Raw genomic sequence first — 13,287 nt, 5'->3', positions numbered from 1 at the left:
TCAGGAAGTGGAATTGAGCAGATTACTAATATGGATGTAAATGAATTTTTATCATGGGTAGAAATAAGTAAAGGAGTAGCAAAAAAATGTCAATGCTTTCAATAAAAATAGGTGCGACGTTAGATGGAAGTTTTAATAATGCAATGACAGGTAGTGCAGCAAAGCTTTCTAAGCTGGGTGATAGTATAAGGCAGCTTGATTCGTCAATGAAATCTGTTTCCAAATTTAAGCAACTAAATTATGATGCCCTTGAAGCAATGAAGAATTGGAAGGAAGCGGAGAAAAAAGCAAAAGAATCAGCTGCAGCAATTGCTAAAGAGAAGAAGGAAAAAAAAGAGCCAAGCAAAGCACTGAGAAATGAATTCGAAAAATTGAAAGCATCAGCATCAAAAGCAAAAGAGGCTTATATCAAAAAGAGAGATGCACTTCACACATTAAATGAAGAAATCAGGAAAAGTGGAAAGGATGTCAAATCTTTAGTGAGAGATCAAACTAAACTTGGTTCATCTATTGAAGTACTAAAAGGAAAATACAGTAAATTAGGATCTGTAATACAAAAACAGCGAAATGCTTTGGCAAAAAAAGCGCATTATAGATCACAAGTAATGGAAACTATAGGACTAGGTCTTTCACTTGCAGCACCAATTAAAGTTGCGATTGACTTTGAAAGTGCTATGGCTGATGTTAAAAAGGTAGTAAATTTCAAGGATGGAACAAATGAAGCCGAAGAATTTGCTCAAAAATTGAAGAAATTATCCCGTGAAATACCATTATCAGCTTCAGAGTTAGCACAAATAGCTGCAAGTGGTGGACAGCTTGGTATCAACAAAGGTAAGCTACTTGAATTTACCACAACAGTAGCTAAAATGGCCACAGCATTTGACATGTCTGCTGAACAAGCTGGTGATTCTATTGCCAAACTCGCTAACATTTATGGAATCGCAGTAGAGAAGATGGAAGAAGTTGGTGATGTTATAAATTACCTATCAGATAATACTGCAGCTAAGGCGAACGATATGATTGAAGCACTCGCTAGAGTGGGTGGTAATGCAAAACAATTTGGTTTAGATATTAATCAGACAAGTAGTTTAGTAAATGCCTTCGTTAGTTTAGGTAAACAACCTGAAAAAGCAGCAACTGCTGTCAATGCTCTGCTTTCTAAACTTCAAACTGCTGAAGGGCAAGGAAAAGAGTTCAAAGCAGCATTGGAATCGATAGGTATCACTGCAAAGGAAATGTCACAAAAGGTTGCTGAAAACGGGCAAAACGCTCTACTTCATTTTTTTGAAATTTTAGAAAAAGTAGATAGACAGGAACGTTCACAAATCCTTCTCAATCTCTTTGGTCAAGAATATCAAGATGATATTGCATTGATAGTTGGGAGTTTGGAAGAATATAAAAAAGCAATAGATTTTGTGGCTGATAAAGAAAAGTATAATAAATCTATGCAAAAGGAATTTAATAACCGTGCAAGTACTACAGCAAATAATTTGCAGCTACTTAAAAATACAATAGCAGAGCTAGGAATGAACTTAGGGTCAGTTATGCTACCTCCTTTAAATTGGATAAGTAAGATTTTGAGGTCAATATCTACAGGTATAGCTTGGTTCGCAGAGAAATGTCCAATTTTAACTACAGGAGTTATGAGCATAATTTCAGCTCTTATTATTGGCAAGATTGCAGTGGTAGGTTTTGGTTATGCATTTGCATTGGCTGGAGGTGGAATACTAACTTTTAAGGCTATTTTGCAGGGAACACTTTTGCCAGTATTAACTTCGTTATCAGCGCGAGTAATTCCAGCAGTAATCATGGGACTGAAAGCTTTAACGCTAACCAATCCTATAGGAGCTGCTATTGCTGGACTATCAGTTGGTGCAGCGCTTGTAATTGCTAATTGGCAAAAGGTAAAGGACTTTTTTTCAAGTCTCTGGAAATCAATTACAAAATCTATAGAAAATTGGATTGGTATAGGAAAATTTTTTAATGATAGTCCAATAAAAGCATTAGAGAAACCAGTAGAAGCAAAAATAGGCAGTGCAACTAGTGAAAATAATGTTTTTAGTAAAGGAAATCCTTTATTGAATAATAATGCTTTTAGTAGAATTTCGAATAGTAGAACGAATATTGAAAGTGTGATTACAGAAAAAAGTTCTGTAGCAGATAATTCAGAGAAAGTTTTAAAAGACTGTGAAAAGTGTGAACAAAAAATTTTCAATCAAACTTTTACATTTAATATAAGTATAAAAGCAGAACCTAACCAAGATGTACGTAGTCTTGCTGATGCAGTAATAAAAAGAATAAGGGAAAAATCTCGTGATGTTTTATTTGATTCAATAGAACCAATTTACTAATGCTATCACTTGGTCAACATAAGCTTTCTCCAACAAGTGTAAGGTATAGTAAAGAAAATCGTTGGAGTACAATTGAGTCTATTGGTAAAATACCTTCATTACAAAATATTGGCCAAGGTACAGAAAATATAGACTTAGAAGGAATAATTTATTTCCATAATCTCAATGATTTAAATCAATTAAAAAGTATGAAAGAAACTGAGAAAAATCATGAACCAAGTATCTTAGTAGACAAATTAGGAAATGTTTTGGGAAGATTTGTTATTGTGCGGTTAGAAGAAAAGCAAACGTCGTATTTTCCCTGTGGATTACCAAAAAAGGTTGAATTTAGCTTAAGTTTAAGGAGTTATGTATGACAGTACATTATATAACCCGAGAAAATGAAATGTTAGATTACATATGTTTTAAGCACTATGGATATAGCTCTGGAGCAGTAGAAATAGTATTAGAAGAAAACCCTGGTCTTGCAGAGTATGGAAGTTTTTTGCCTACAGGATTAAAGATCAAGTTACCTACAATACAAAAGCAATTAAAAAAATCGAAGTTAAAAGTGTGGGAATAAATGAAACCTGAATTTAGCATTGAAGGAATAAAAGATCATGTAATATCGGTGCATCTTACTGATGAATCTGGTACTATAGATGATGTTGCAGAGGTATTCGTTGATTATGGCAATGAAAATGTAGAAGTTCCAAATGAATTGAACATAGCACTAGGTTATAAGGAAACGGGAATCTTTCCAATGGGTATATATACAGTCAACGAAATTACGATACAAGGTCCACCTAAGACTCTACTAATCAAAGCTCATGCAACAAATTTAAGAATATCTTTAAAAGCAAAGGTATCAAAAGAATGGCATCAAATTACCATAGAAAACTTAGTGAAAGAAATAGCTCAAAAACATGGATATGGACATAAAGTTGCTGAGGAATTTAAGAATGTATTGATACCCCATATTAATCAGGCAGATGAAAGTGATATAAGTCTGTTAACAAAGATCGCAACAGAGCGTGAAGCAATGGCAAAATTAGCTGGTGGGTATATATTGTTTATTTCAAAGAATATGGCAAAATCAGCCACAGGAAAAGCTTTAGGAACAACAACTATTAGACCTCAAGACACAATTAATTGGAAAGTGCATTTTACCGTACGTGATAAGTATAATTCAGTAGTAGCAAAATGGCACAGCTATGAAAAGGGCGAAACTATTAAAGAAACAGTTGGTAGTAGCGAGCCAAGTTATATTATGCTGGAACTTTACTCTAATGCAGAGTCAGCGCTGAGTGCAGCAAATGCCAAGTTGAAACAATTGAAGCGTAACAATGAAACTTTAGATATAACTATGCCTGGTAATCCAGAGTTATTTGCAGAAGCTAAACTTAATCTTATAGGTTTCAATCAAGCAGTAGATGGTGAATGGATAGTTAATAGAGCGGAGCATACTTTAAATAGCTCAGGTTACCTTACTATGTTGTCAGCATCTTTGAGTAAGTAACGTTAAGGAAAAATAAGTATATAGTCTATTCAATGTAAAGAAACTACTGAATATGAGTCAATTGAAATGTAATGAAAAGGAAAAAATACATTTTGTATGGTTTATAATATTAATGGTATGTGTCATTATTACATATTGCTATCAAAAATCTAAAGCTACAGATAATTATAAAACAATCTTACGCATTGCTTCTGAAAATTGTAACCTAGACGTAGTAAAGTTTTCAGTAAAGAACCTATTGAGCATTAACACACAAATTCCTAGATTAACAGTGCTACATTGTGCAGCAGAAGGAAAATGTCTAGAATTAGTAAAATTTCTAGTGAATGAAGGAGTTGATATAAATGATACAGGTAGATATAAAGGGTGGACAGTATTACATTCTGCCGCATACGGAGGCAATTTAGAGATAGTTAAGTTCTTATTAGAAAGAGGTGCTAATCCTAATATTAGAGATACAGATGGAAAAAACCCTCGGGATGTAGCTGTAATAGAATCAAGGCACAACAAAGATAAACCTTACAGAGAAATAATAAAGCTACTTGCAGAAGCAGAGGACCGATACGAATCAACAAAAAGTAATCATTAAAGCTATAAGTTTTCTATGATCTCTATATAAACTTCCAAAACTATCCATAACAGATTAATACTTTCACATGAAAAAGCAAAAAGTTCCAATTACAGTAATTATCACGTTATTAATCCAAACCGTAGCAATCATATGGTGGTTATCCAAGTTAGACTCAAGGGTACAACTTCACGATAAACTTATTGAATATGGTTTAATGGAAAAAGTGTTAGTATAGCCTTTCTCATAATAGTGGGAACAAATGAAGAAAAGCAGAGTCGACAGCCTGGCGAAAAGATTTAAAAAGAGGAATGTTTTTCCTGATTCTGTTTTTGATAGCAAACCAATGGTGCTCAATTTTATTGAAATCTGGAGAATATGGCGGCAGATACAGAATATCTACACCAATGCTTTTGGCAAATTCAACAGTCTTTTTAGACTTATGAAAAGTTGCATTATCCAAAATCACGGTTTGTCCAGGCCGTAAAATTGGTGCAAGAAATTGCTCAAACCAGCCATTAAAAACCTCTGTATCACAATAGCCTTCGAAGGTCATAGGTGCAACGATTTTTTCCTTATTTAAAGCTGCAATCATGCTAACTCTCTGAGTTTTCTTACCTGATTTTAGTGCATGAAATCTCTCTCCTTTTCTGCAATATCCATATGGGTAATCTTCTGTATTGTCTATACCAGATTCATCAATATATACCAAATTTTTAGGGGACTTTGCCGATATGATTTTCAAAAATTGAGCTCGTTTTTCTTCGTTTCTTTCTTTATATCCATAAGTCTTTTTTTGCGTGTAAATCCAATTTTTTTTAGAGCTCTATGAATCGTTTGACGACTTATATTGCCCCAGAGTTTGGCTACCTCCGATTGTGTTTTAGCGCCGTATTTTTTTATAAATTCTGCAAATGCATTCCAATCGGTGATTTTATGATTATAGCCTCTATTCCCCAGTTTCTTCGATTGAAAATCTCCTGTTTCTTTCCGCCTTTTTTCCCATTTGTACAATGTTATTCTACCGATTTTGAACCTCTTTGCTACTGCTGTTTTACTCTCTCCTTCATCTAATGCCTGAATGGCTTTTTTCCTTAAGTCATAACTGTACGCTGCTGGCACTTTTACCTTCTTATTGCCCTAAGTCTTTATTTTATCCTGTTCCCACTATTATGGGAAGAGCTATAAATCTCTACTGATTGGTTTATCCACTAATTCAAATAGCCTAGACCCATAATCTCTCCTCATGATTCTACTGTTTACTGGAGTGGTCAGTATATCAATTATCGACTGCTTTAAGTGCTCTATTCCTTCTAACGTCTTTCCTGTTTTAGCATCCATACCCTTCATTTCTATTTTGCAAAGACGCTTTCACTGCCTTTTATTACTTTAAACCCACATGAAACTATATCTCCTACTCTTCCTACACAGAGAATAATAGGAAGTGATCTAATAATTAAAAGAGCATATGAAGAACTAAATAGGTTCAACTGGTCAGAAAAAGAATTTATCGCTTATGAACAGGAAATAAAACGTATTCTTGATGAACAGGCTGTCCTTGCTCAAAAACTCGATGATGCTACTCATAAAGGTAGACAAGAAGGCATCCAAATCGGCCATGAAAAAGGCATGGAAGAGGGCGAAAAACAGGCTAAAATTGCTGTGGCTAGGGAAATGCTTGCTGACAAAATGAATATTGATACTATTGCCAAATTTACTGGATTGTCCATTAGCGAAATTAAAAAACTTTAAAAGGATTGTAATCTTCTTCTCATCTGATTAGCTGATCTTACATCGTTTAAGTTAGTTCCTGGTTGCATTTCCAAAATTTCACAATAATTACGACATAATCTAGCGTTTTCATTTTTTAAAATTTCAATAACTCCATGGTTGCTTTTTTCCTCAGCTAAAATAAAAGGAGAATTCTTTCGGTTGTTTAGAGCGTTTACATTAGCACCTCTCTCTAATAAAGTCTTAACAATCTCATTATGACCCTCTAATGCTGCATTATGTAATGGTGTACAACCGTCTTCATCTTTAGAATCAATACTAGCACCTCTCTCTAATAAAGTCTTAACAACCTCATTATGACCCTCTAATGCTGCATTATGTAATGGTGTCCGACCGTGTTTATTTTTAGAATTAACATCATCACCTTTTTTCAATAAGGTCTTAACAAACTCATTGTTACCCTCTGCTGCTGCAATATGTAATCGTGTACAACCTTCTAGATCACTTTCTCGATCTGAGTCCTGTTGTTCATACGATTCATCGTTGCCAACATTAGCACTCTCCTGTTCTGCGGAATTATCACTATCATTACTACTTGACCTGGACTTAAAAAGATCAGAAACACTAGGAGTTGAAGGAAGAAAGTCTAGGTCAATGCTTTGTGGTGACGCGTTACCAATTCCACACGACCCTTGCATCGAAGAAATAAAATTAGCCCACTCATCGCTTAAAGTACCTGGTAATAAGCAATCTAGGTCACTGTTTTTTGGTGGTACGTCACCACCATCTATGTCATTTCTCTTACCAGCACTACCATGCTCTAGGTCTTTTAACGCAACAGCAACTTCATCATTATCATGATTATCCCCTTGCAAAGAGATACTCTGTAAGTCATTTCTTTCGCTAGAATTACTAGCTTGCTCCAATGAACTACCACTATTTTGTTCTGGTGAACTGCAAACACTCTTCTCATCACCAAAGCTCTTTTCACTAATATCACTTGAAGCAGTGTGTTCTACTTCTTGAGAACCTGAGCTACTTAATACTGAGGAACTTTCATCTGAGTTTTCTATAAAATTTGATAAAAACCCTTGAACTTCTTTAAGGCGATCATTTTCTGGATCTTGAGATAATCTCTTTGAAATTAACTGCAATGGTGTATTATTATACCGATCTAAAAAAGAACGAGCTCCTTTCTTTAAGAGCATTTCTACTACATCTGGGTGACCTTCCTGAGCAGCAAGGTGTAGAGCAGTTCTGCCACAACGATCCACAGCGTTAACAGCAGCATTCCTCTCTAAGAGCATTCTTACTATATCTAAGTGACCTTTTTGAGCAGCATTGTGCAGAGGGGTACTTCCACCTTTGGATCCAAAAGTAACATTAGCCCCCTTCTCTAAAAGATATTTTACCATTTCTCTTTGACCATCTGTTGCAGCTAAATGAAGAAGAGTACCTTCATTGTTGAGTAATTTATTAACATTATCGATCTTATCTATAAAGAGTTTTATAGCATCCCAGTCCCTACTTCGAGAATCACAAGCTAATCTTAAACGTTCTAAAATCTTCAATTCATCAACCCTCTTATAATCTTTCTCAGATATTTCACGATATTCATCTTTCTTATTCATAAACTTAGTGATATCAGATAGCTTCATACTAATACTAGCTGCATCATTAAGAGAATCAATACTACAAACGCCTAAGTAATCAATAGCCATTCCATGATATTTCATAGCTTTTTCATAACATTCAGCTCCCTTAGCCTTATCATTTATACTACAATAACTATCACCTAACTTATTATAACTATTGCCTATAACCTTAATAATACTAGTGTTCTGACTATCCAATGCTTTAGCTTTCTCATAATATTCTATAGCTTTTTCATAACATTCAGCTCCCTTAGCTATATCATTTATACTACAACAATTATCACCTAACTTATTATAACTATCACCTTCTTGCAAAAAAACATTCTGCAAGCCATTATTATCTCTTGCATCAATACTCGACCGTGATTCACTTTCCTCTGATAAATGATTGTTATCATTTTTATCACTAGTGCTAGATGACCTAGAAAATGCCTCTTGATTTTCACCATTTGATTCTACATCATTTAAAGTCAGTTGTTCCCCTTCTTGAGAATCTGGACTACTTGACCGTGAGCAACTTTCCTCTGAGCCGCTTTCTCGATTTGAGTCTTGTTGTTCATACGATTTATCGCTGCTAACATTTTGTACAACTTTTGATTTTATTTTTACTTCTTGTCTAGGACTATCAGATTTTACTGTACGTGGTCTTTTTTTCGAATACTGCGATGTAAGACCTTCACTATTGCGCTGCTTCTTCCTTTTTTTAACACAGCCTTTTGTTTGTAAATTATCTGAACTATGAATATTCCTCTTTTTAGAATCACTTGCTTTTTCTAAAAGATCAAGATAATGCTGCTTTTGTTCTGGATTCTTTATGTATTTTAATAGCTCATAAAAAACTTTACAATTATCACAGGAAATAGCAATGTCCAGCGCATTCTTATTATCATTGTTTGCAAATTCAATATAATTTTCTTTTTCATTTTCTCCAACGAATTGTAGTAACTTCTCAACAGCTTTTACATTACCGCTCCTAGCAGCAAAGTGCAGAGGTGTTTCACCTTTATTGTTTTTGCTTTGAACATAACCTTCTTTTGCTTCCGCACCTACAAACTCTAATAATTTATTAATAACTTCTACATTACTACTTCTAGCAGCAAAGTGCAGAGGTGTTTCACCTTTATTGTTTTTGCTTTGAACATAACCTTCTTTTGCTTCCGCACCTACAAACTCTAATAATTTATTAATAACTTCTACATTACCACTTCTAGCAGCAAAGTGTAGTGATGTCTCTTTCTCATTGTTTTCAGCTCTAACATACCCTTCTTTATCATTTACATACTCTAATAACCTCTCAACAGCTTTTACATTACCGCTCCTAGCAGCAAAGTGTAGTGGTGTATATAAAAGTTTGTTTGTACACTTAACATAATTTTCTTTTCCCTCTCTTTCTGTAACACACCCTATTAAACTCAGAATAACTCCTACATTATTCTTCTTAGCAGCAAAGTGTAGTGGTGTTTCACCTTTATTGTTTTTGCTTTGAACATAACCTTTTCTTTCTTTTTTATCTACAAATTTTAATAATTTATTAATAACTTCTACATTGCTACCCCAAGCAGCAAAATGCAGTAGTGTACATTTATTACTGTTTTCATGCTTAACATACCCTTTTTTATCATTTACAAACTTTAATAACTCCTCAACAACTTTTACATTACCACTTTTAGCAGCAAAGTGTAGTGGTGTTTCATCTTTACTGTCTTTGCTTTGAACATAACCTTCTTTTGCTTTTGCATCTACAAACTCTAATAAATTACTAACCACTTCTGCTTTACCACTCCTAGCAGCAAAATGCAGAGGCGTTTCACCTTTATTGTTTTTGATTTTAACATAACCTTCTTTTGCTTCTGCACCTACAAACTTTAATAATTTACTAAAAACCTCTATATTACCACTTCTAGCAGCAAAGTGTAGTGGTGTGCATCCATCACAATTTTTATCTACGAAATAATCTTCTTTGTGATTTTGTTTTCCAATATAATCCATTAAAAATTGAAGAATTTCTAAATTCTTTCCCTGAACAGCAAAGTGTAGAGGAGTATTACCATAAAAATCTCGACCTTTAACATATCCATCATTAGCCTCTACTAACTTCTTAACATCATCAAATTTCTCATTAGCGATAGCCAAATGAAGAGCATTACAGCCATAATCCTCCTCATTTATGATAGGTCTTTTCCTATTCTTACGAATTGCTGACCTATTAAAAGTTGCTCGATCACCTCGAACATCAGCTTGAGAAGAAAAAATGCTGTACTCTCGAGAAAGGTAGGCATAATACTCTGCTTTCTTCTTATCCTTCTTTCCTGATCTTTTATCAGCAATAGGTAGGCGATGGTCTCTTATATTATTGCTTTTAGCTTGAATATTGTTTTTAACTAAACTACTTATAATTTCGTTTATTATCTTATCGTCGGATGGTATTTCGTGCTTACTACCCATCAGTAAACCATCTACTAAATTTTTAGCATCGCTTTCATCTCTTATGAAAGAAAATTTTATTTTATCGTTATCTAAGTTAAATGTATAATTAATGAAATTTACTATATTCTTTAAATTATCAATTACTTGTTTTCTAGATCCTACATCTTTTATAGCTTTTCTTAATAAATCAAAACTAATAACCTCTTCGTTTATCGGTATAAACTTAATTTTATAACCTTGTTCAATATCTTCTTTCTTGATACCATCAAGTAGATGACTTTTACGAGGGTCTATTTCTAAATTGACAATTTGCAAATTTCTATAATCAATAGCAAAACTGCTTATATTAGGCACAGGGCCTCTGCTCTTGTCTATGATACTCAAAACTGTAGTTTTGGCTTTTTCACGTTGACCCGCGGTTAACAAAAATGCAATACTTTGACTATCTAGATGCAATAAAAGATATTTTTGTGATATCTGAGCATGATCCTGATTTTCAAATAAAAACTCTCCTAACAATAGCCTATAAAAGCAATTACCTTTATAACGAGAAAGTCTACTACTTATAAATGATTGGATTTTATCTTGTTTATCAGTCTTACCTCCATCCAATATCATTGTTAATTCATCAAAAAAATTCTTTGAACAACTTTCATGATTTCTGTTACCTGTATTCTTTCCACGAGATGGACTATATGATACAACTTCTTCAGTGCGACCTGGAAGGTCATGGTTTTGTGGTGGTTAAATTCCATCTTCCCAGACATCAGGGATAATGTATATCTCACATTTCAAAGAGTGGCAACCTCTGGGATGCAAGCATGAGATAAAAGCAGGTAACACTAAATCTCGTGGTGAATCCCTGCAAACAGAGTTAGATATGATTACGAGAGAAACCTATGTTTGAATTGTCGTCAAAGCATAATATGCGAAAAGAGATTGAACTACGCATAGACCAAAATGGTACGAAGCAAAAAGGGAACTAAAGATTGAAGACTTTAGTTATTGATGTTCCAAGCTTCCGGCAAATAGTAGGAATCTAAGTTTAACGTGAAACGAAGCCATGGAACAGAGTAACCACATAGAAGCTCTTATATTCATTAAAATATAAGTAAGTAGCCAGCCACAAGCTACTATGTGGAAGGATTGTTTAAGAAGCTAATGCCCAAAGTAATATCTGGGATATGCAGACGTAAACACTTTAATTTGGAAGGTAAAGTGGTGAATAGTAGTGAATATGTTATGGACCAGCAAAAAGTTAGGTATGAATGGAATGGAATTCCTTGGCGCAAGCTAAAGAAATCTTCATTTAAGCTACAAAAACGAATTTACCAAGCTTCTAAATGTAATGATATCAAAAAGATGCATAATCTTCAGAGATTATTACTCAAATCAACAAGTGCAAAAACACTCGCTGTTAAGAAAGTAACACAGGACAATAGGGGGAAGAAGACTGCAGGTATTGATGGAAAAGCTAACCTTAATCAAAAAGAAAGATTACAACTATCATATTCTTTAGATATAAAAGAAAAAGCAAAGCCATCAAGACGTGTCTGGATTCCAAAATCTGGTAAGCCATCGGAGCATCGCCCACTTGGTATACCCACTATATCGTGTCGAGCAAAACAAACACTTGTAAAAATGGCTTTAGAACCAGAATGGGAGGCAAAACTTGAGCCAAACACTTATGGTTTTAGACCTGGTAGATCATGTCATGATGCAATTGAAGCCATATTTGATGTGCTAAAACAGAAAACAGCATATGTATTAGATGCTGATATTTCTGGATGCTTTGACAATATTAACCATAATAAATTGCTTGAAAAGCTCAATACCACACCAACATTAAAGAAAATCATAAAAGGATGGTTAGGAGCTGGTGTTATGGAAGATGGAAAGCTTCAATCCACAAAACGTGGTACAATTCAAGGAGGGACGATCTCACCGTTGCTAGCTTGTGTTGCATTACACGGATTAGAGCAACATGTCAAAAAAGCATTAACAAACGAACTCTTTCAATGCATGAAAAGAAAATATGGTAGGATATCGCATAGAAACGCGCAAAAGTCTATTAGTGTAATTTTCTACTGTGATGATTTTGTCATCATACATGAAAACGAAGAGATTATTCTTAAAGCAAAAATTTTAGTTGAAGAATGGTTAGAAACCATTGGACTAAAATTAAAGCCCTCTAAAACAAGAGTTTCTCATACATTAAGAACCATTGACGAAACAAAACCAGGATTTGATTTTCTTGGATTTTCAATAAGACAATATCCAATAAAAGAAAGTAAGAAAGGTTACAAGTTATTAATCAAACCAAGTCGTAATTCTATAAAACAGCATACACTAGCTATTAAACATAAACTCAGAGAAATGCGTGGAGCACCACAAGAACGTGTGATAAAGGATCTCAATCCAATAAACAGAGGATGGAGTCAATATTACTCCTCGGTAGTTTCATGTAAAATCTTTAGCTCATTGGATAATATTATGCATAGAAAACTCTGGAAGTGGGCAGTTTTTAGGCACCCAAACAAAGGGAGATGCTGGATAAAAAGAAAGTACTTTAAGAAGTATAATAACGAAAACTGGCGCTTTATGACAAGTAACAAGGTACGTCTTACTATACACAGCGATCATGTTATTAAACGACATATCAAAGTGCAAAAAACCAGATCCCCATATGATGGTGATTGGGTATATTGGGGTAAACGTCTGAGAAAAATACCAGATAAGCCACTAGGAGTAATAAAATTATTGAGGTTGCAACAAAGTAAATGCGATAATTGTAGACTATGGTTTAAAAGTGATGATACAATAGAAATACATCACAAAGACCGGAATAGACGAAACAATATGATCACAAACTTATCTTTGTTACATGGACATTGTCACGATGAATTACACAGGAGGTGTGCATGAAAAGCACCAAATTAGAGAGAAGCCGTATGAGGCGCAAAGTCTCACGTACGGTTTTGCAGTCGAGTGAGGAAGGGCGACCTTCTTCACTTAGACAACAAATTAGTTGTAAAAGACAAGACTTAATCTGACAGA

10 protein-coding genes and 3 pseudogenes are annotated in these 13,287 nt (G+C 34.3%); 9 read left to right on the top strand and 4 right to left on the bottom strand.

Translation table 11 applies throughout. The annotated features are described in order from the left end of the window. Positions 1 to 86 precede the first annotated feature (86 nt). From NL281_RS05270 to NL281_RS05250, 5 genes are read left to right on the top strand one after another with little or no spacing between them, the layout of a single operon-like run. Positions 87 to 2,351 (top strand): phage tail tape measure protein, encoded by a 2,265-nt coding sequence (locus NL281_RS05270; RefSeq protein ID WP_253303072.1) that lies wholly within the window; start codon positions 87 to 89, stop codon positions 2,349 to 2,351. Further along, positions 2,351 to 2,707 carry a phage tail protein gene (locus NL281_RS05265; RefSeq protein ID WP_253303071.1) on the top strand — a complete coding sequence of 119 codons (357 nt, stop codon included), beginning with the start codon at positions 2,351 to 2,353 and terminating at the stop codon, positions 2,705 to 2,707. The genes NL281_RS05270 and NL281_RS05265 overlap by 1 nt, the downstream gene beginning before the upstream one ends. After that, entirely contained in the window at positions 2,704 to 2,913 is a 210-nt protein-coding gene (locus NL281_RS05260) for a tail protein X (protein ID WP_253303070.1), read from the top strand. The genes NL281_RS05265 and NL281_RS05260 overlap by 4 nt, the downstream gene beginning before the upstream one ends. Continuing rightward, positions 2,914 to 3,849 carry a phage late control D family protein gene (locus NL281_RS05255; RefSeq protein WP_253303069.1) on the top strand — a complete coding sequence of 312 codons (936 nt, stop codon included), beginning with the start codon at positions 2,914 to 2,916 and terminating at the stop codon, positions 3,847 to 3,849. 52 nt (positions 3,850 to 3,901) lie between these two features. Next, positions 3,902 to 4,438 (top strand): ankyrin repeat domain-containing protein, encoded by a 537-nt coding sequence (locus NL281_RS05250; protein ID WP_253303068.1) that lies wholly within the window; start codon positions 3,902 to 3,904, stop codon positions 4,436 to 4,438. 223 nt (positions 4,439 to 4,661) lie between these two features. Here NL281_RS05250 and NL281_RS05245 read toward each other — a convergent pair. From NL281_RS05245 to NL281_RS09255, 3 genes and pseudogenes are all read right to left on the bottom strand, one after another. Beyond that, positions 4,662 to 5,539, bottom strand: a protein-coding gene (locus NL281_RS05245) for an IS630 family transposase (RefSeq protein ID WP_253303067.1) whose coding sequence is annotated in 2 segments (ribosomal slippage) — positions 4,662 to 5,215 and positions 5,215 to 5,539 — 879 coding nt in all. Because the reading frame shifts where the segments join, the coding sequence is not laid out codon by codon here. 66 nt (positions 5,540 to 5,605) lie between these two features. Continuing rightward, a pseudogene (locus NL281_RS05240) lies at positions 5,606 to 5,767 on the bottom strand (GPW/gp25 family protein); the annotation flags it as partial. Positions 5,768 to 5,769: 2 nt separating this feature from the next. Then, positions 5,770 to 5,844: pseudogene (locus tag NL281_RS09255) on the bottom strand (PAAR domain-containing protein); the annotation flags it as partial. A 1-nt stretch (position 5,845) separates the two neighbouring features. Here NL281_RS09255 and NL281_RS05235 point away from each other — a divergent pair. After that, positions 5,846 to 6,169: pseudogene (locus tag NL281_RS05235) on the top strand (Rpn family recombination-promoting nuclease/putative transposase); the annotation flags it as partial. Here NL281_RS05235 and NL281_RS05230 read toward each other — a convergent pair. Further along, positions 6,166 to 10,749 carry an ankyrin repeat domain-containing protein gene (locus NL281_RS05230; protein ID WP_253303066.1) on the bottom strand — a complete coding sequence of 1,528 codons (4,584 nt, stop codon included), beginning with the start codon at positions 10,747 to 10,749 and terminating at the stop codon, positions 6,166 to 6,168. The pseudogene NL281_RS05235 and the gene NL281_RS05230 overlap by 4 nt on opposite strands. 256 nt (positions 10,750 to 11,005) lie before the next feature. On the opposite strand from NL281_RS05230, the gene NL281_RS08475 reads away from it, so the two are divergent. The 3 genes from NL281_RS08475 to NL281_RS08470 all read left to right on the top strand — a co-directional run bounded on the left by NL281_RS08475 (position 11,006) and on the right by NL281_RS08470 (position 13,283). Continuing rightward, positions 11,006 to 11,137 (top strand): hypothetical protein, encoded by a 132-nt coding sequence (locus NL281_RS08475; RefSeq protein WP_256469361.1) that lies wholly within the window; start codon positions 11,006 to 11,008, stop codon positions 11,135 to 11,137. Positions 11,138 to 11,367: 230 nt separating this feature from the next. After that, positions 11,368 to 13,155, top strand: a complete 1,788-nt coding sequence (ltrA, locus tag NL281_RS05225) for a group II intron reverse transcriptase/maturase (RefSeq protein ID WP_253302976.1) — start codon at positions 11,368 to 11,370, stop codon at positions 13,153 to 13,155. Then, on the top strand, positions 13,152 to 13,283 hold the full coding sequence (locus NL281_RS08470) for a hypothetical protein (protein ID WP_256469360.1): 132 nt from the start codon (positions 13,152 to 13,154) through the stop codon (positions 13,281 to 13,283). Before ltrA ends, NL281_RS08470 begins: the two co-directional genes overlap by 4 nt. Positions 13,284 to 13,287 lie beyond the last annotated feature (4 nt).

This window comes from Wolbachia endosymbiont of Phyllotreta cruciferae (assembly GCF_918697765.1).
In the GTDB taxonomy this organism is placed as follows: domain Bacteria; phylum Pseudomonadota; class Alphaproteobacteria; order Rickettsiales; family Anaplasmataceae; genus Wolbachia; species Wolbachia pipientis.
The sequence above is the reverse complement of the archived record's forward strand: the minus strand, read 5'-3'. Positions and strand labels throughout refer to the sequence as shown.

Coding starts and splice junctions, on each gene's coding strand:
- NL281_RS05250 (WP_253303068.1), top strand. CDS start 3,902: ATGAGTCAATTGAAATGTAATGAAAAGGAAAAAATACATTTTGTATGG.
- NL281_RS08470 (WP_256469360.1), top strand. CDS start 13,152: ATGAAAAGCACCAAATTAGAGAGAAGCCGTATGAGGCGCAAAGTCTCA.
- NL281_RS05255 (WP_253303069.1), top strand. CDS start 2,914: ATGAAACCTGAATTTAGCATTGAAGGAATAAAAGATCATGTAATATCG.
- NL281_RS05270 (WP_253303072.1), top strand. CDS start 87: ATGTCAATGCTTTCAATAAAAATAGGTGCGACGTTAGATGGAAGTTTT.
- NL281_RS05260 (WP_253303070.1), top strand. CDS start 2,704: ATGACAGTACATTATATAACCCGAGAAAATGAAATGTTAGATTACATA.
- NL281_RS05265 (WP_253303071.1), top strand. CDS start 2,351: ATGCTATCACTTGGTCAACATAAGCTTTCTCCAACAAGTGTAAGGTAT.
- NL281_RS08475 (WP_256469361.1), top strand. CDS start 11,006: ATGTATATCTCACATTTCAAAGAGTGGCAACCTCTGGGATGCAAGCAT.